The organism is Roseibium aggregatum (genome assembly GCF_017309185.1).
Classification (GTDB): Bacteria; Pseudomonadota; Alphaproteobacteria; order Rhizobiales; family Stappiaceae; genus Roseibium; species Roseibium aggregatum_B.
The window spans coordinates 396400-414366 of record NZ_JAEKJZ010000004.1; the positions used below are offsets into that span (position 1 = coordinate 396400).

Annotated in this window: 15 protein-coding genes; 12 read left to right on the top strand and 3 right to left on the bottom strand. The window is 61.4% G+C overall.

Annotation, left to right across the window (positions count from 1 at the left end):
• Positions 1-33: 33 nt before the first annotated feature.
• The 8 genes from JF539_RS19495 (at position 34) to JF539_RS19530 (ending at position 8887) form a co-directional block, all read left to right on the top strand.
• Complete coding sequence (locus tag JF539_RS19495) at positions 34-1509, top strand: PLP-dependent aminotransferase family protein (protein WP_207142376.1); 1476 nt, start codon at positions 34-36, stop codon at positions 1507-1509.
• Positions 1510-1628: 119 nt separating this feature from the next.
• Positions 1629-2828 (top strand): mandelate racemase/muconate lactonizing enzyme family protein, encoded by a 1200-nt coding sequence (locus JF539_RS19500; protein WP_207142377.1) that lies wholly within the window; start codon positions 1629-1631, stop codon positions 2826-2828.
• A 184-nt stretch (positions 2829-3012) separates the two neighbouring features.
• Positions 3013-4329 (top strand): NAD(P)/FAD-dependent oxidoreductase, encoded by a 1317-nt coding sequence (locus JF539_RS19505; protein ID WP_207142378.1) that lies wholly within the window; start codon positions 3013-3015, stop codon positions 4327-4329.
• 100 nt (positions 4330-4429) lie between these two features.
• A complete protein-coding gene (locus tag JF539_RS19510) occupies positions 4430-5470 on the top strand; it encodes an ABC transporter substrate-binding protein (RefSeq protein ID WP_207142379.1) in 1041 nt (346 codons plus the stop codon).
• 181 nt (positions 5471-5651) lie between these two features.
• A complete protein-coding gene (locus JF539_RS19515; protein WP_207142380.1) occupies positions 5652-6740 on the top strand; it encodes an ABC transporter ATP-binding protein in 1089 nt (362 codons plus the stop codon).
• Between the two features lies 1 nt (position 6741).
• Positions 6742-7626, top strand: coding sequence for an ABC transporter permease (locus tag JF539_RS19520; protein WP_207142381.1), 885 nt, complete (start codon positions 6742-6744; stop codon positions 7624-7626).
• Positions 7626-8453: an ABC transporter permease gene (locus JF539_RS19525; protein WP_207142382.1), complete on the top strand. Its 828-nt coding sequence runs from the start codon at positions 7626-7628 to the stop codon at positions 8451-8453. Before JF539_RS19520 ends, JF539_RS19525 begins: the two co-directional genes overlap by 1 nt.
• A gap of 68 nt (positions 8454-8521) precedes the next feature.
• Positions 8522-8887: a cupin domain-containing protein gene (locus tag JF539_RS19530; protein ID WP_207142383.1), complete on the top strand. Its 366-nt coding sequence runs from the start codon at positions 8522-8524 to the stop codon at positions 8885-8887.
• Positions 8888-9064: 177 nt separating this feature from the next.
• Here the strand turns inward: JF539_RS19530 and JF539_RS19535 are convergent, their stop codons facing one another.
• Positions 9065-10306, bottom strand: a complete 1242-nt coding sequence (locus JF539_RS19535; protein WP_207142384.1) for an NAD(P)/FAD-dependent oxidoreductase — start codon at positions 10304-10306, stop codon at positions 9065-9067.
• A 250-nt stretch (positions 10307-10556) separates the two neighbouring features.
• Between JF539_RS19535 and JF539_RS19540 the strand changes: the two genes are divergently transcribed.
• Both JF539_RS19540 and JF539_RS19545 read left to right on the top strand, forming a co-directional pair.
• The gene (locus tag JF539_RS19540; RefSeq protein ID WP_207142385.1) at positions 10557-12176 is read left to right on the top strand and encodes a GMC family oxidoreductase; all 1620 of its coding nucleotides are present in this window, start codon (positions 10557-10559) and stop codon (positions 12174-12176) included.
• 122 nt (positions 12177-12298) lie between these two features.
• Complete coding sequence (locus JF539_RS19545) at positions 12299-12817, top strand: isoprenylcysteine carboxyl methyltransferase family protein (RefSeq protein WP_207142386.1); 519 nt, start codon at positions 12299-12301, stop codon at positions 12815-12817.
• A gap of 63 nt (positions 12818-12880) precedes the next feature.
• Here JF539_RS19545 and JF539_RS19550 read toward each other — a convergent pair whose 3' ends face one another.
• Positions 12881-14452: an alpha/beta hydrolase gene (locus JF539_RS19550; RefSeq protein ID WP_207142387.1), complete on the bottom strand. Its 1572-nt coding sequence runs from the start codon at positions 14450-14452 to the stop codon at positions 12881-12883.
• Between the two features lie 277 nt (positions 14453-14729).
• Positions 14730-15431 carry a Crp/Fnr family transcriptional regulator gene (locus JF539_RS19555; RefSeq protein WP_207142388.1) on the bottom strand — a complete coding sequence of 234 codons (702 nt, stop codon included), beginning with the start codon at positions 15429-15431 and terminating at the stop codon, positions 14730-14732.
• A 184-nt stretch (positions 15432-15615) separates the two neighbouring features.
• On the opposite strand from JF539_RS19555, the gene JF539_RS19560 reads away from it, so the two are divergent.
• Together JF539_RS19560 and JF539_RS19565 are read left to right on the top strand one after the other, a co-directional pair.
• Positions 15616-16074 carry a FecR domain-containing protein gene (locus JF539_RS19560; protein WP_207142389.1) on the top strand — a complete coding sequence of 153 codons (459 nt, stop codon included), beginning with the start codon at positions 15616-15618 and terminating at the stop codon, positions 16072-16074.
• A complete protein-coding gene (locus tag JF539_RS19565) occupies positions 16071-17960 on the top strand; it encodes a CHASE2 domain-containing protein (RefSeq protein ID WP_207142390.1) in 1890 nt (629 codons plus the stop codon). The genes JF539_RS19560 and JF539_RS19565 overlap by 4 nt, the downstream gene beginning before the upstream one ends.
• The last annotated feature ends 7 nt before the right edge of the window (positions 17961-17967 follow it).

Below are 17967 nucleotides of genomic sequence, written 5' to 3' on the forward strand. Positions count from 1 at the left end.
AGACCAATTCGAGTCCGGCAAAAGGACGGAATCATGAAACATTCGGCAGGTGCGCTGCTGTTTTCCATCAAGCTCGACCGCGAGGCACGCAAGGGGGTCGGGGTCCAGCTCTATATGGCGTTGCGCGATATCATCCTTTCGGGCGGACTACGCGCGGGCGACCGGCTTCCGGCGACGCGAATCCTGGCGCGGGAACTCGGCGTGTCGCGCACCACGGTGATCGACGCGCTCGACCGGCTCGTGGTCGAAGGCATGCTGGTGTCGCGTGTCGGGGCCGGCACATTCGTCAGCGATGCGCTTGAGGCGCAGCGCCCGGTCAACGAGGAGCCGAGGCCGGTGGAAAGCGGACGGAAGCCCCGGCTGTCCTACACGATCACCCATGCCGCTTCCAGCTACGCCCGGCGAACCTGGTTGCCGCATGAGGCGCGCGCCTTCATTACCGCTCTTCCCGCGCTCGACGCGTTTCCGATGACCCATTGGGCACGGCTTTCCGCCAGGCATTTGCGCGGCTCACCGAGCGCCGTAATGGGCTATGGTGAGCCCAAGGGGCTGCGGGCCCTGCGCCGGGCCATTGCGACGCATCTCAGCGCGCTCAAGGGGATCAGGTGCAACGAGGAACAGATTTTCATCACCTGCGGAGCGCAACAGGGGTTCGCGCTCATCGCAAGATTGCTGATGAATCCGGGTGAGAAGGTCTGGATGGAGAACCCGGGGGCTTCCGGCGCGCGCAACGCCTTTCTGGCAGAAGGTGCGGAGCTGGTCCCTGTCGACGTAGACGAAGAGGGCATGGTCGTTGGCGACGGCCTTTCGAAATCCCCCCACTTTCGGCTTGCCTTCGTCACCCCGACCCACCAGCAGCCGCTCGGTCACGTCATGTCCCTGGCGCGGCGTTTCGAGCTGCTGCGCGCAGCCGACGAGGCTCAGGCGCTGATCATCGAGGACGATTACGATGGCGAGTTCTATTACGGCAGCGCCCCGCAACCGACCCTTTACAGCACCGACACGACAGGGCGGGTGCTTTATGTCGGGACCTTTTCGAAGTCGCTGTTCCCATCGTTGAGGCTCGGTTTCATTCTTGTTCCCGAACGGATGGTGGACGCATTCGATCAGACCTTTTCCGCCTGGGCGAGCGGGCCGTCGACGGCGACCCAGGCGATCGTCGCCGACTTCATGGACGAAGGCTATTTCGCAACGCATATCCGGCTCATGCGGCGGCTTTACAAGGCAAGGTACGAGGCCTTGAAGGACGCGGCGAAAACCCTGCCTGAAACGGTCCGGCTCGACGACACGGCAAGCGGCTTTCATGCGGCTGCTTATCTCTCACCGGAAATCGATGCGCAGGAGGTCGTCGCCCAGGCGGCGAAAAAAGGTGTCATTCTTGCCCCGCTGTCGCGCTACTGCCTGGCGCCCACCGGTCTGAACGGCCTGGTCTTCGGTTTCGGCAGCGCACCTCCGGAAGAGCTGCGGCAGGGCGTTGAGGTCGTGCGGGATCTGCCCGCCTTTCGATAAATTGGTCTGTTTGAAATGTTAAATTGGATATCTTAACCGGTCCATTCGTCCCCTAGTGTCTCGGCGGATTTCATAATTTTGGGACATTGCCTTCGGGCTCCCTCCGGAGAAGACTGAACATGCCAGTGATCGATCGTATCGAACTCTATTTCGTGAAGGCTCCCCTGCCGGCTCCCTTCGCGCCCTCCTGGATGCCGGGCCTGGTGCGGGAAGCGATCACTTTCTATCTCGTCCGCTTCGTGACCGACGAAGGCGTCGAGGGCTGGAGCGCGTTCACGTCCGGAGGACGCGAGCGGGCGGGCCTCGGCGATACGCTGGCGAACCTGTTTCTGGGCGAGAACCCGGAGAATATCGACCGGCTTTGCGAGCGCATTCACATCATGGCCGTGGGCGGCAGCTTCAACTGGTGGCTTGAACCGGCCTTTTGGGACATCAAGGCCAAGATGGCGGGCCTGCCGCTCTACAAGCTTCTGGGCGGAACGCACGACCGCCTGAAACTCTACGCCTCCGGCGGAGAGCTCAAGGACACCGGGGCGCGTCGCGAGGAAGCGGAAACCCGCTACGCCGAAGGTTTCGAAACCATGAAGGTCCGCGTCCACGATTTCGACGAAAAGGTCGACATCGAACATATTTCGGATATCGCGCTCCACATGCAGGGCCGGATGAAGATCTCCGTGGACTGCAACCAGGCCTTCCGCCTGACCCAGTTCGCGGAAGCGCCGCAATGGTCTCTGGAGCGGGCCAAGCGGTTCGTTGATGCGGCGGCCGATGTCGGTCTTGCCTGGGTGGAGGAGCCGCTGTTCGGGGAGTGGCATGAGGAGATCGCCCGTCTCACGGCCTATTCGCGGGTTCCCATCGCCGGCGGAGAACTGCACGTCATGGGCGCGCCGGAACTGATCAGAATGGCGAAGATGGGGTGCTACAACATCTATCAGCCCGACGCGATGTTCGCAGGCGGGGTGAAGCAGGGTCTGGACGTGGCGAAAGCCTGCCGCGATCTGGGTCTCAAGTTCACGCCGCATACCTGGACCAACGGTTTCGGTCTGATCGTCAACGCACATGTGCATGCGGCCTCCGGCTTCGCCGACGAGACGCTGTTCGAATACCCGCTGGCGGAACCGGGCTGGGTTCCGGAAGGCCGGGATGCGATCATCAGGGAGCCGTTTCATCACGACCGGGGCTGGTTCAACATGCCTGAGGCGCCGGGTCTCGGTTTCGAGATCGATCATGAAAAACTTGCCAGATATGGTCGTTGCTTCTTCAAGGCAAGCCGCCGGGAAGTCCACTGGATGCCTCAGGCGCTGGCGGAGATCGTTTAGGGCAGGGGTCTTGGGCACGGTAAAGCGAGTGGTTCAGCGTTGTTCCACGTCTCGTTGCAGATGCCGGATTGGTCTGGACCTTTTGTCAAATTGGATATGAGTCGTGGACCAATACTGTTCTAGCTTTTTTCTGCGGTGCTCGGTGCGTCCGTCTTTTTCTCCGGCGCACGTTTAGGGGAACGGAATGGCTGTCGTTGATCTTTCGAAAATTCGTCGTACTCCCTTTTGGTACGATCAACTGACGGACGCACCCGAGTTACCGGTCGAAGTGCCGCAAACGGTCGACGTGGTGGTGATCGGCGCGGGATATACGGGACTGAGCGCGGCGATCGCAACGGCGCGCGGTGGGCGCTCGACCCTCGTGATCGATGCGGAAGATCCCGGGTATGGCTGCAGCAGTCGCAATGGCGGCCAGATCAGCACCAGCGTGAAACCTTCGCTGGAAAAGCTTGCCGCGAAATTCGGTGATGAAAAGGCCCGTGCGATCCGCGGCGAAGGGGCCGCGGCCCTGAACTGGCTGGGCAGTTTCGTCGAGGCCGAAGCGCTGGACTGCGACTTCCGGCGCTCCGGGCGCTTCCATGCCGCCCATACACCCGCCCATTATGAGGAACTGGTGCGCGACGCGGACAAGATGCGGCGCGAGGAAGGCATTGAAACCTTTGCCGTGCCGCGCAGCGAGCAGCGCAAGGAACTCGGATCCGATTCCTATTTCGGCGGTGTGGTATTTTCCAAACACTGTTCCGTGCATCCCGCCAAGCTTTTGCGCGAATTTCTGCGCGTTGCCGTGTCTTCCGGCGCTGCGGTCGTCGGACGCTGCCCCGCGACCCGGATCGAAAAGACCGGGTCCGGTTTCAGGGTCCACACCGCCAAGGGGGTGGTTGAGGCCGGAAACGTGATTGTCGCCACCAACGGCTATACAACGAACATGGTTCCGTGGCTGCGCCGCCGGATCATTCCGATCGGCAGTTACATCATCACCACGGAAGAGTTGCCGCAGGACGTCGTGGACGAACTTTTCCCGACAGACCGGATCGCCAGCGACACCTGCAAGGTTCTCTACTATTACCGGGCCACACCCGACCGGAAGCGGATCGCGTTCGGTGGCCGGGTGCTTTCGGCCGAGTGCGATCCGGTTGAGGCGGCGCCTCATCTTTACAATCACATGTGCCGGATTTTTCCGACACTGAAGAGCTTCGGGCTTTCTCACGTCTGGAAAGGCACCGTGGCCTACAGTTTCGACGAGCTGGCCCATACCGGCGTTCACGACGGTGTTCACTACGCGCTCGGGTATTGCGGGTCGGGCGTGTCGATGGCGAGCTATCTTGGCATGAAAGCCGGCCAGAAGGTGCTGGGTCTGGCCGAAGGCCGGACGGCGTTCGACGATCTCACCCATCCGACGCAGCTCTTCTACACGGGCAAGCCCTGGTTCCTGCCGGCGGCGGTCGCCTATTACCGGTGGATGGACACAAGACAGTGGCAACGGGCCGCGGCGCGGGCCTGAAGGGCAGAGCTTATCGTGCGGACCTGGTCGCCCGGACGAAGAATATAACCTGACCGAAGTCGCGTTCCAGAGCGGCGATTGTTCGATAGGAGGACTATTGATGAAACTTAAAGCAACTTTCTCATTGGCGGCAGCGTTGCTTGCCACCACATCGATTGCCCAAGCGGACGATCTGACGATCGCCTCCTGGGGCGGTTCTTATCAGGAAGCACAGAGCAAGGCCCTGTTCGAACCCGCCGAAAAGGCCATGGGCATCAAGGTCAAGCAGGAAACCTACGGCGGCATGTCCGACGTCAAGCTGCAGGTTTCGACCGGTCAGGTGACGCTCGACATCGTCGCCAGCGGCTCCGGTTCCGCGGCGCGGGCCGGCGCGGAAGGCCTGCTTGAGGAACTCGACTACGACGTGATCGACGTGTCGAATTTCGGTCCGACGCTTTACTCCAAATACTGTGTCGGCGGCGATGTCTTCTCGACCGTCTATGCCTGGAACACGGAAACCTACGGCGAGGACGGACCGCAGAGCTGGGCCGATTTCTGGGATGTCGAGAAATTCCCCGGCAAGCGCGCTTATCGCAACAAGGTCGCCGGGGCCCTTGAGCCGGCCCTCATGGCCGACGGTGTTGCGCCCGAGGATGTCTACAAGGTCCTGGATTCGGAAGAAGGCATTGAGCGCGCCCTGAACAAGATCCGCGAACTGCGTCCGCATATCGACGTATTCTGGTCCTCCGGCGCGCAGCAGGCCCAGTTGATGAAGGACGGCGAGGTCGACATGACCACCGGCTGGAACGGCCGCTTCGACAACGCCAAGAAGGACGGAGCGAAGGTCGCCTATTCCTTCAATCAGGCACTCCTGGACTACGATTGCTTCGCCATCCCGAAAGGGGCTCCGAACAAGGACCTCGCCATGAAGTTCCTGGCCGAAGTCTCCAAGCCGGAATACCAGGACGACCTGCCCAAATACATCACCTACGGTCCGACCAACGCGGCGGCTTACGAAACCGGCGTGATTTCCCCGGAAACCGCGGCCGGCCTTCCGTCTTCGCCTGAAAATGCGGCCATGCAGCTTCCGATTTCCCTGGAATGGTATGCGAAGTGGGAAACCGTCGCTTCGGAAATGTACCAGGAAATGATGACCGAGTAGGGTTTCTTCCCGATCTCGGCCGAAGCCCGCTGCCGGGCGCCGGAGCACGGGACGTCCACTCGGTTCGAGTGGACGTCCGAGGCCCGATCGGCTTGAATGCGCCGGAGAAGAGCCCGCGCGCCGGAGGCGCTCGGGACATTCCGCGCCTGTCGTTTTCACACAATAACAAGGAGGGGCCCCTTTGCGGTCACATGACAGCGATGCGCTGCCGATTTCGATCAAGGGCGTCACCAAGACCTATGGACCGGTCCATGCACTGGACGATGTGTCGCTCGAAGTGAACAGCGGCGAGTTCATCACGCTTCTCGGCCCTTCGGGCTCAGGCAAGACGACCTTGCTGATGGTTATTGCCGGTTTCACGCGCCCGGACTGCGGCAGCCTGAAATTCGGCGACAGGGAAGTCATCCGCACGCCGCCGCATCTGCGCGATCTCGGCATGACGTTCCAGAGCTATGCGCTCTTTCCACACATGACCGTCGCCGGAAATGTCGCTTATCCCTTGAAACTGCGGAAACTTCCGAAGGCGGAAATCGCGGAGAGGGTGGAACGGGCTCTCGACACGGTACAGCTCGGCGGCTATGGCGACCGGGGCATCGATCAGTTGTCCGGCGGTCAGAAGCAGCGTGTTGCGCTGGCCCGCTCCATTGTGTTCGAGCCGCGCATTCTCCTGATGGACGAGCCGCTTTCCGCGCTCGACAAGAAACTGCGCGACCAGATGCAGATCGAACTGCGCCACCTGCACGAGAAACTCGGCATGACGACGGTCTACGTGACCCATGACCAGCGCGAGGCGCTGACCATGTCCGACAGGATCGCGGTGGTGAACAAGGGCCGTATCATGCAACTCGCCACGCCGCGCGAGCTTTACGAACGTCCGGCCAACCGCTTCGTCGCGGATTTCATCGGCGATTCCACGTTTCTTCCCGTCGAGAAAACCGGCGTGGGAATCTCCTATAACGGCATGGCATTGACGTTCAGCGAGGCTCCGCCGGATACGGAAAAGCTGATCCTGATGATCCGGCCAGAGCGTATCGTCCTGTCTCCCGAAGGTCCGCGCGAGGGCGTCAATAATTTTTCCGCCACGGCCGTCGAAGTTGTCTACCAGGGCGACAGCTTTCTTCTCCATGCCCGCCTGGACGATGGAACGCAGATCGCCTTGCGCGGCGGGGTGCGCGGGGCAAGCCTGTCGGCTCTCCCCAATGTGGGCGACACGGTCACACTGACCCTGGCGCCGGAAGACACGGTTCTGATCGACGGAAGCGAGGTCTGAGATGCAGGCGATCCGGGCAAACGAGACGGGACTGCGCGTAGACGAGAAACTTGAGAGGCTGAAGCTTTACGGTCTGAGTTCTCCCGCGCTTCTGCTGATCCTTGTCATTCTGGTCATTCCGGTCGGTTGGCTGTTTTACGTGTCCTTTATTGGCGGTGACGGTCAGTTTTCCCTTGAAAACTATCAGCGGATGATCAAGCGCAGTTCCTACATGCGGATCTTCCGCACGACTTTCGAAGTCAGCGTCGTCACGACGGCCCTTTGCATCGTCATCGGCTATCCGCTGGCCTACTTCCTGTCCCAGTTGCCCGCGCGGCTGGCGAACCTGTGCATGATCACGGTGCTGCTGCCGTTCTGGACGTCCCTGCTGGTGCGCACATACGCCTGGCTGGTGCTGTTGCAGAAAAAGGGTCTCGTCAACGACTGGGCGATCGCGCTCGGGCTGTGGGACGAACCCATCAAGATGGTCCACAACATGACCGGCACGCTGATCGGCATGGTCCACATCATGCTGCCGTTCCTGATCCTTCCCGTCTACGGCTCGATGAAGGCGATCGACCGGGATTACATGAAGGCGGCGTCCAATCTGGGAGCCAGTCCGAAAAGAGCCTTTTGGGATGTCTTCTTTCCCCTGACCCTGCCGGGTCTTTTCGCCGGCACGCTGATGGTCTTCATCCTGTGTCTGGGCTTTTTCGTCACGCCGGCGGTTCTGGGTGGCGGCAAGGTGATCATGGTGTCGATGAAGATCGTTTCCAACATCGAGCTCTTCGTCAGCTGGGGGGCGGCGAGTGCGCTCGGCGTGGTTCTGCTCGCCATGACGTTCGCGATCCTCTGGGTAGCATCCCGCTTCCTGAAACTGGATCAGATCGCCGGGGGAGGTCACTGATGTTCAATTGGCTGAACCAGCCCGCGACCGAAACGCAGATTACGCACGGCCAGCGCCTGTGGCTCTATATCGTGGCCGTCGTCATCATGCTGCTGCTGGTGGCGCCGACGCTGATCGTGGTGCCGATGTCGTTTTCCGACAGCCAGTATCTGGAGTTCCCGCCGAAAGTCTGGTCCCTGCGCTGGTACGAGCATTATTTCGGCTCGTCGGAATGGATGCTGGCGACCTGGACGTCGCTCAAAGCCGCCTTTCTGACCATGCTGGTCGCGACCCCGGTCGGTGTCCTGGCGGCCTATGGTCTGCATGCGTCCAACGTACGGTTCGTCCGGGTCACCTTTCTGTTCCTGATCACGCCGATGATGGTGCCGCTGGTTCTCGTCGCCATCGGCGTGTTCTATGTGTATGTCCAGCTCGGTATCCTGTACACGGTCGGCGGACTGGTTCTGGCGCATTCGATCCTGGCTCTGCCGCTGGTGGTGATCGTCATCGGCTCGGCGCTGAAAAGCTACGACATGAGCCAGGAAAACGCAGCGCGCAGCCTCGGGGCTCCACGGTGGAAGGCCTTTTTGACGATCACCCTGCCGCAGATCCGCTTCGCGGTGGTGACCGCAGCCCTGCTGGCATTTCTCACCTCCTTCGACGAGGTCGTGGTCGCCATGTTCATCTCGGGCGGCGACAATCCGACCCTGACCCGCAACATGTTCAACGCGCTGCGCGACCAGATCGATCCGACGATCGCCTCGATCTCGACGATCATGATCTGCGTCACCACGTTCATGATGATCCTTGCGCAGCTGTTCGGCCAGCAGAAGAAAGCGCAGGACTGAGTTCAAACCGACCGCCGGGCGTGCGTCGCCCGGCCTGTTTCCTTCCAGATTTTCCGCCGGAGCCATTCATGATCGATCTGCTCACCTTCGCGAACCTTGCCGCGCAGCCGCTCGGTGCCTTCGCCCCGAAGCCCACGACCCTGACCGAGGGACAGGAGGAGGCTTCAAGCCTCCTTTGGACGTCCGCCGACGGTCACACGAAAATCGGTGTCTGGGAATGCACGCCCGGCCATTTCACCGCAGACCGGACCAAGGCGGGCGAATACTGCCACATCCTGTCCGGACGCGCCTCCGTGACCAATGCCGACGGCAGCGGCACCCGCGAGATCGGACCCGGCGATCTTCTGGTGCTTCCGCAGGGCTGGACCGGCGAATGGGTGATCCACGAACACATGCGCAAGCTGTTCGTGATCGACGCCGCGCCGGAGAGTTGAGCGCGGAGGTTGCCTCATGCGAAAATTAGAGAATTTGCCGGCCCGGTTTTGCGCAGCAAAAACCGGGAAACAGTATCTCCGGTGAAGCTTTTTTGGCAGGCGCTTGCGTTTACCGGGTCCCTGTCTCCGCAGGGTCGACAAGAAACGGCAATGGACTCATCCGCATAAGTCCCGACCCTAAAACCGGTCCGGCCGATATGGCGTAAGGTTGGTGTTCGGCAGCCTGTCCGATGCCAGATCCGCGACCATCCGGCCGAGCTTGGGGCCGATGGTCAGACCGACATGCTGGCCCCCGTAGGCATGCAGGACATTCGGGGCTTTCGCGGATTCCCCGACGACCGGCAGGCTGTCCGGTGTGGTCGGCCGGCGCCCCATCCAGCTTTCCACCTTGTCGAAGTCAAGCGTGGGGTAAACCCGCCGAACGGCCTTCTCGATGAGGTTGGGCGGTGCTTTGGCAGGCGGGCCCGAGATGCCGGCGAATTCAACAACGCCCGCGCCGCGCAGCGCATCCCGCATCGGCGTGAGGACGATCTTGGCATCCGTCACCATATAGGGCTGCGGGGCTGTGAATTCCGGCTTGCCGATTGAGACATGATAGCCGCGCTCGGCTTCCAGCTTCATCTTGATGCCGAGCCTCTTCGCAATCGGGCCGGACCAGACGCCCGCCGTCAGAACGATCTTGTCCGCCTCAAGAACATCTCCACCTTCCAGAGTCACGAAGGGCGCGCTTCCGGGGGTGATGTCGGCAACACGTGCCTGACGGAAAATCCCGCCCAGGCTCAGGTGGTGGGCAAAGAGATCCGCCGCATAGTCTCCGGGAGACGACAGCCACTTGCAGTCGTCGAAGACGGTTGCGAATTGATAGGCCGGGCCAAGGTTCGGGTCCCGTTCCAGAAGCTGTTCGCGCGTCATCGGGACCGGCTCCAGCCCGTAACGCCGGCGGGTCTCGATGGTCAGCGTGTCTGACTCGTAGTCCTGTCGCTGCTTGTAGAGGGTGACGAGGTCGCCGCTTTGAATATGGCGTTCCGCCGGCGTTCCCGCCGCAAGCGCCAGATGCTGCTCATTAGTGTCGAAGGTGACTTGAGACAGTCCCTGAGAGATCTCCGCGATCCGTTCCTGCGTCAGATTGCGGATAAAGGGAACCAGCCACGGCAGAAGGCGGGGAAGGTAGGACCATCGCATGTAAAGCGGCGAGTCCGGGTCGAGAAGCATCGCCGGAGCCTTGCGGACCAGGGACGGAGCGGCGACCGGCATGACGGAGGTCCGGGCGAGCAATCCGGCGTTGCCGTAGGAGGACTGCTCCGGCGAGCCGGGATGAACCGGATCGATCAGGGTCGTGGCCCAGCCTTCCCGGCGCAACCACTCGGCCGCTGCAAGCCCGGTGATGCCCGCGCCGACAATCAAGACTGACTTTTGCATATTCGAAGCGCCCTGGTTCCTGAATCGTCTAAGTCATTAAAGGCCATAGCGTCCCGGCGACGGCAGGTCCATTCTGCCGGAACAATAAATGCCAAAGCCGGAAACGATGTGCTCGGGGCAGGTGTAATGGTATGAGAACGATTTGAAAATGGATATGCAGACCAGACCAATCTTTGCCTAGCTTGGCCGAGACCCAGGATCGCGAACGCTGAACCTCGGTACGATGCCCGCTCGATATCCAGGATGCCCCATGTCGGAATTTGACTTTATTGTCGTCGGTGCCGGATCGGCCGGTTGCGCGGTGGCCAACCGGTTGACGGAAAACGGAAAATACAGCGTGCTTCTGCTCGAAGCGGGTGGCAGCGACCGCAATTTCTGGATCTGGATGCCGATCGGTTACGGCAAGACCTTCTTCCGGAAAAGCGTCAACTGGATGTATTCCACCGAGCCGGTCACGGCCTTGAACAACCGCACCTCCTACTGGCCGCGCGGCAAGGTGCTGGGCGGGTCCAGTTCCATCAACGCCATGGTCTATGTCCGGGGACAAAGAGAAGACTTCGACGGTTGGGAACAGATGGGCAATCCCGGCTGGGGCTGGGAGAAAGTGCTGCCCTATTTCAAGAAAATGGAAACGAACGACCGCGGCGCGGATGCCTTTCGCGGTGGCGATGGCCCGGTTCATGTGAAGACGACCGACGGTGACCGTCACCCGCTCTGCGAGACGTTTTTCGAGGCGGGCGGGCAGTTGCAGTTTCCCTATAACGCGGACTTCAACGGAGCGAGCCAGGAAGGCGTCGGCGCCTACCAGATGACGGTCAAGGACGGGTTGCGCATGTCGGCGGCGCGGGCCTATCTCGCTCCGGCACGGGGGCGTATGAACCTGAAGATCGAAAGCCATGCTCATGCGACGGCGATCCTGTTCGACGGCAAGCGTGCGACGGGCGTGGCGTACCGTCAGGGCGGTGTCGACAGGAAGGCGGTTGCGCGCAGGGAAGTCATTTTGTGCGCCGGGGCGATCAATTCGCCGCAACTGCTTCAGCTCTCGGGTGTCGGGCCCGGCGGCCTGTTGCGCGGCAAGGGAATAGAGACCGTTCATGATCTGGACGGAGTCGGGCGCAACCTCCAGGACCATCTCTGCGTCGACTATCTGTACCGTTCGAAAGCGTCGACCTTGAACGAGCAGCTCAATCCCTGGTACGGCAAGCTTTGGCAGGGGATGAAGTATCTCGCCACACGGCGCGGGCCACTGTCGCTCGGTCTCAACCAGGCCGGCGGTTTCGTAAAATCCCGGCCCGATCTGAAGAGCCCGAACATCCAGCTGTTCTTCTCGCCGGTGAGCTACACCAAGGCTCCCGAAGGCGAACGGCCCTTGATGAATCCGGACCCGTTTCCCGGGTTTCTGCTTTCCGGGCAGCCGACGAAACCGTCGAGCCGGGGGCATCTTCAGATCCGCTCGTCCGACCCCTTCGAGGCGCCCGAGATCCATCCGAATTATCTTGCCACCGACCACGATATCCAGGAACTGCTCGAGGCGGCGAAGATCTTGCGTCAGCTCGCGCAGGCTCCGGCGCTTGCCGATATTATCGAAGCTGAGATCGAACCCGGCCTCCACATTCAGACCGACGAAGAGTTCATCGCCGATCTCCGGGAACGGGCCATCACCGTGTTTCATCCGGCGGGTACCTGCCGCATGGGGCCGGACGCGCAAACCGATGTGGTCGATGCCCGGCTGCGGGTTCACGGTATCGAAGGGCTTCGGGTCGCCGACGTCTCCATCTTCCCGACGCTGACCTCCGGCAACACCAACGCACCCGCCATCATGGTGGGCGAAAAGGCGGCCGATCTCGTTCTCGAGGATCTTGCCGACTGAAAACCCTTTGGGGTTCCCCAATCGTCGCCTGGTGTTGCGTGTCACTTTAAAATGGCTCAAAAACGCCCAGGTTCGAAGGAAATCCGCGGATTGTTCCGGAGGATGGGAATTGGGAAATCGTCATGACTTTTCTTATCGGTTTTGTTGTTTTTGCCACTGTCTTGCGGCTGGGGTCGCTTGCCGTTTCGATCCGTAACGAAAAACGCCTGCGCCGTGAGGGGGCGGTCGAATATGGCGCCGGGACGTCCCGGGTTCTTGCCTCGACCCATGTCGGCTTTTATCTCGCCGCTATCGCGGAAAGCGTCTGGCGCGCTGCTCCTTTTTCCTGGGTCAATGCGACGGGGCTGGTTGTCTACACCCTGTCCATGGTCATGCTTTTCTGGGTTATCCTGACGCTCGGTCGGTTCTGGACGGTCAAGATCTTTATTGCCGGCGATCATCGGTTGAACAGCAATTGGGTCTTCCGGACGGTGCGGCACCCGAACTACTTTCTCAACATCATCCCGGAACTGGTCGGCTTCGCCCTGGCGCTTCAGGCCTATATGACCCTGATCGTCGGTCTTCCCATCTACGCGGTCATTCTCCACCGCCGCATTCAGGAGGAAGAGCAGGCCATGCGGGATCGATTCCCGGAGTATTGAGCTGTCACCGCCCCCTGGACGGGGGCGAGGCCGGATCCGCAGCCGGTTTCATGTTCGGATCGCTCACAGGCCTTTTTCTTCCAGAAACCGGTTTACCGTATCCAGACAGACCTTCAGGGCGGGTTCATAGTCGACCAGGATGTGGTTGCGGCTTTCAAGCGGAACGAATTGCGCGTCGGGAATGCCGGCCGCCAGCGCGCGGCCCAGTTCGAGGGGGATGCGCTGGTCATATTTGGCATGAAGAACGATCGTCGGTGCCTTGACCTTTGCCAGCCGGTCACGCACGTCGATATAGCCGAAAGCATCCTGGAAGCGCGCCGCGTTGCGCGGCGAGGTGGTCTGGCGCTGGAACTCGTCGAACCATTCAAGATCCTCGGCGCTCGCGTCCGGAAGGAAGGTCTGCGAGAAAATATGACGGTAGGCCGGGTTGTCGGTGCCCCAGCCGAGTTCGGTCAGGGTCAGGACCGCCTCGCGTCGGGCCTGCTCTTCCGGCGTAGCGAGATGACGCCATCCGGCTGCATAGCCGCTGATCAGAACGAGCGCGCTCACTCTCTCTGGGTGGCGGACGGCATATTCGATCGAGACGGCGCAGCCTTGCGAAATGCCAAGAAGCGGGAAACGCTCGAGCTTGAGCTTGTCGGCGACGGCCTCGAGATCCTCGACGAAGGCGTCGAAGCTCAGGTCGGAAACGTCCCAGTCGGACAGGCCGCAGCCGCGTTCGTCGTAGCGGATGAATGTGCGGTTACGCGCCATGGTGGCGAAGCTCTGACCCCATATCGGGCTCGCCCAGTCGAACTCAAGGTGATTGAGCCAGTTGGCCGCCTTCAGGAGCGGCGGTCCGGAACCGATGGTCGCATAGGCGATCTTGGTGCCGTCGGCGACTTCGCAAAAGCCGATTTTCTGCGCGCGCAACGCGTCGGCGGAAACGAGGCCCGCGGTTTCGACACGGCGGCCCTGTTTCGCTCCGCTCTTGCCGGAAGACCGTTGAGCGGGGAATCCTTTTTGAGAATGAAGAGCGGTCTGTGACGATTTCTGCTCCGGTTCCCTGTCCTGATACTCGGCCGCTCCCTCCGGATCGGCATGGGACCACAGGGCCAACCACTTCCTTGCCGACATGGGATCCATGTCCTTGTGGGTGGCGAGCCGTCTGAGGACCTCGACATGAGCCCGTTCCGCATCGACGCGTTCGGCGATCAGCCAGGTGGCGAAGGCGTCGTCTCCCGCGTTGTCGAGCCCGCCGAGCAATTGGCCGTCGAGTTTCCCGGCCATGGCTTCAAGCTCCGGGATGCTCAATCGGTCGGCTCCCTCCCGCAGGCTGGTATGGATGTCGCGAATGTCGACACAGGCGTTTTGAATGTTGAAATGGACGCGTTCGCGGTCCGCGATAATCCGTGTGTTGTCCGGTGCGTCTACAACCCGCCGCAGCTTGCTCAGAGCCCAGCGTAACGCGGCCTTCGGGTCGTCGGGAACGTTCCAGAACAGTTCGCACAACCGCTCGCGCCTGTGCGGGCGGCCGGTCGCCACGAGGAATGCAAGAAGAGCACGGGCTTTTTTCGAAGCGGGTAAAGACCTTTCCTGTCCCTGTGTCACGACGCGAAGCTCGCCCAACAGGAATACCTCAAGCTCTTCGCCCATCAACGGCCCTCTCTGTCAAAAAAACAACGATAGGAATTACGATTATCATTGCTTTTACAACGGTGACAACAACGGTCGTGTGGCCAAGGCGCGTGCCGGTAGGCGAGTGGTTCGAAACGGACGTTGCGGTAGGTCCGGTTGCCGATCGTTTGACCGGACAGGAAATCAAGCACTGTTCCGTGGCAGGCGGTGTTCCGCTTGTCCTGTGCTGCGCTCCTGGAGAGGGGGTGCCTTGAGATTTGGCTCAGGTTCAGAGCCAGCAGGCAGAAACGGCAGTTTACTCCGATTCCGCGATGTCTTCGAGCTTTTCGCGGTCACGGATAATGAGCCAGCCGTCCTTCAGGTCGACGACCTCGGCGCGTTGCCATTTGCGCAGGCATCGGTTGACGTTCTCACGAGTGACCCCGATCAGGCTGGCGATTTCCGACTGCGACATGGACAATTTGCCGAGCGGTTTCTCGGGGCTTCCGGGCGCGGTGGTCGTAACGCGGAGAAGCGCCTTGGCGAGGCGGGAGGGCAGATCGTAAAACGCGATTTCCATCATCCGTTCGTCAGACCGGCGTACCCTCTTGCAGAGCAACTCGATGAGACGGATCGAGAGGCTCGGGTCGCGGTGCAGGACCTCAAGCAGGGATCGTCGCTCGAGCACGACCATGGTGCAGTTCGTCAGGGCCTTGACGTTCGCGGATCTTTCTCCGCCGTCCAGCAGCGCGATCTCGCCGAAAACATCTCCGGCGCTCAGTTCGGATAGGGTGACGTCGCGCGCGGAAGGGGTTTGCATGCTCACGCGCACGGTGCCTTCCGCGATGGCCATCATGCTGAGGCCGGGGCTTCCCATGTCAAAGACGGTCTGGCCCGCCTTGTACCGTTTGATGTGGGCGAAGGACGCCAGATCGACCTTGCTTTTTTCGTCCAGTGCTTCGAAAATCATGCTCCGGCTCAGGAGCTTTTCCTTGGCGATGCTGTCTTGATCATCCATTGTTCGCACTTTCAACTATCAAACCCCTGTCATTACCACGGTGGTAACAACGATTGAGATTTAAGCGTCACATCATAGACCATTTGGTCAGAAAACGATTTCCAGAAAGTCTGCCGAGGAAGTAATGCCCCAACGAATATCCGTAATCTTCGCCATACTGTCCTGCTTAGCCGTGATGGCCCCGTTGTCAAGTCCCGCTCAGCAAGCCGGCGGCTGTGTCAGGACGGAAGCGTCGGATCCGGCGCGGGTCATCTTCAAATGCGCAAACGGACTGGTACTCGAGGCCGAGGCAGCGGCGGTCCTGCAAATCCAGGACGTGGACGGGCAGACCCGGCCGGACAGCGTGGACCTGACGGGACGCGCGCTCCTGATCGAAGTGGCGCCGGGGAGCGGCCCGTTCCAGATCCTCACACCGCACGCGATCGCCGCGGTTCGCGGAACCGTTTTCATCGTCGATGTGGGCAAGGAGGTCACCTCGGTCTTCGTTGAACGTGGGGAGGTCGAGGTCACCAGACGTGGCGGTTCGTCGGGAGTAACCCTGACGGCCGGCGAGGGGGTCGACGTTTCGGAGAATACGCCGATGGTCACCACGCAGTGGGGCCAGCAGAGGGTTGACGAGCTGTTGGCACGATTCGGACGATGAAACCCCACTTGCCTGTCTGGATGTTCGTTGGAGCATTCGTGATTGGCGGTATCTGGGCCGGCTGGCTCGGACAGCGTCATTTGGCAGGCACGGGGAGCTGGTTCGATCGGGTCGAGACCGTTCTGCTCGATTGGCGCATTCATGTCACCGGCACGCGCGCGTCGCCGGATAACGTCGTTGTGATCGCGATTGACGATGCAACGATTTCCGCGTCCGGGACACAGCCCATCGGGCGCAGGCGACTTGCGCTCTTGATCGAAAGGATCAAGGCTGCCGGTGCGCGCGGACTGGCTGTCGACATCCTGCTGGTCAGCGCATCCGATCCCGAGGCCGATGCGGTTCTGGCCGAGGCGCTCGGTTCGCTTCCGACGGTCATCGCCGGAGCGGCGCAATTCGCGCAGGCGACACATTCAGACGCCTTGATCCCGGTGGCCGACGGGCAGCTCATGCCATTGGACGTCTTTTCGAAAGCTGCCTCCGTCGGTCTTGTGAACGTGGCGACCGACAATGGGGGCACGCCGCGTCACATTCCACTTCTGTTTCAGGTGCAAGGCAGCCTGGCACCGTCTTTCGCGCTCAGTGCCGCAGGCGTTTATCTCGGAGCCATGCCTTCTCTGACCGCCGAGGGAATACGGCTCGGGGAGCGCGTGCAACCGCTCGATCTCGGATGGCATATGCCGCTGAATTATTACGGTCCGCGCGGAACGGTCAGAACCATCAGTGCCCAGGACCTTTTCGACGGTGTCGCGGATCCGGCCGAGATCAATGGCCGGCTGGCCGTTCTCGGGGTGACCGCGACCGGAGTCGGCGACCGGTTCGCGACCCCCTTCGACCAGATTCTGCCTGGCGTTGAGGTTCAGGCGACGGCAATGGCTAATCTTCTGGACGGGTCTTGCCTGATTCGGAATTCCGCCGTCAGGTCGATAGATGCTGTCGCAGCTCTTTTGATCACCTGTCTCGGCGTTCTGGCGGTGGTGGTGTTGCCGCTGGCCGCCGCCTCCCTGACCTTCATCGGCCTTCTGACAGGATGGCTCGCGGCGATCACCGTTCTGTTCGGAAACGGCTACTGGTTCAATGGCGCGTTGCCGATCGTGGCCAGCGTTCCTCCCGTCGTGGCGCTGGTGATCTTGAGACAGGTGGCGGATCGCTACCGGACCCGGCGCCTGACGGTGGCGCAGGAAGCGCTCAGCCGGTTCCAGGCACCGGCGATCGCCAGACGCATCGCGGAGGACCCGTCCTTCCTGCTCGCGCCGAAGGAGCAGGACGTGGCCATACTGTTTATCGACCTGTCGGGTTACACCGGCCTGAGCGAGCGGCTCGGGCCCGCCCGCACCCGGGACGTGCTCAAGGCTTTCCATACGCTGGTGGTCAACGAGACCGGCAAGAACAACGGTCTCGTTCTGGATTTCATGGGCGACGGCGCAATGCTCGGTTTCGGTATTCCGGATGCCGGCTCAACGGACGCGGCCGATGCCTGTCAATGTGCTTTCGACCTTGCGCGCAGTGTCGGAGCCTGGATTTCCGACAGCGGCCTGGAGGGCGAAATCAGCGGCGTGCGGGTCGGGGGGCACTACGGGCAGGTTGTCCTGTCCAGGCTGGGGCACGAGAACCAGCAGCAGATCGCCGCGACAGGCGACTGCGTAAACGTGGCCAGCCGTCTTCAGGATGTTGCGAAGGGCCTGGAAGCATCGGTTGCCCTGTCGACCGATCTTACGGATGCCGCCAACGCCTCCGCGGACGAGCCATTTTCCGCGCACCGTGTGGAAACAGCGGCCATCCGCGGCCGCCAGAAGCATCTGAGGGTCGGATTGTGGACCCGGCAGGAAATCTTGAAGCCAATGCGGGTGGATGATCTGCCGGAACCGGCCGATCGACCGTCAGACTGAGCGCGGG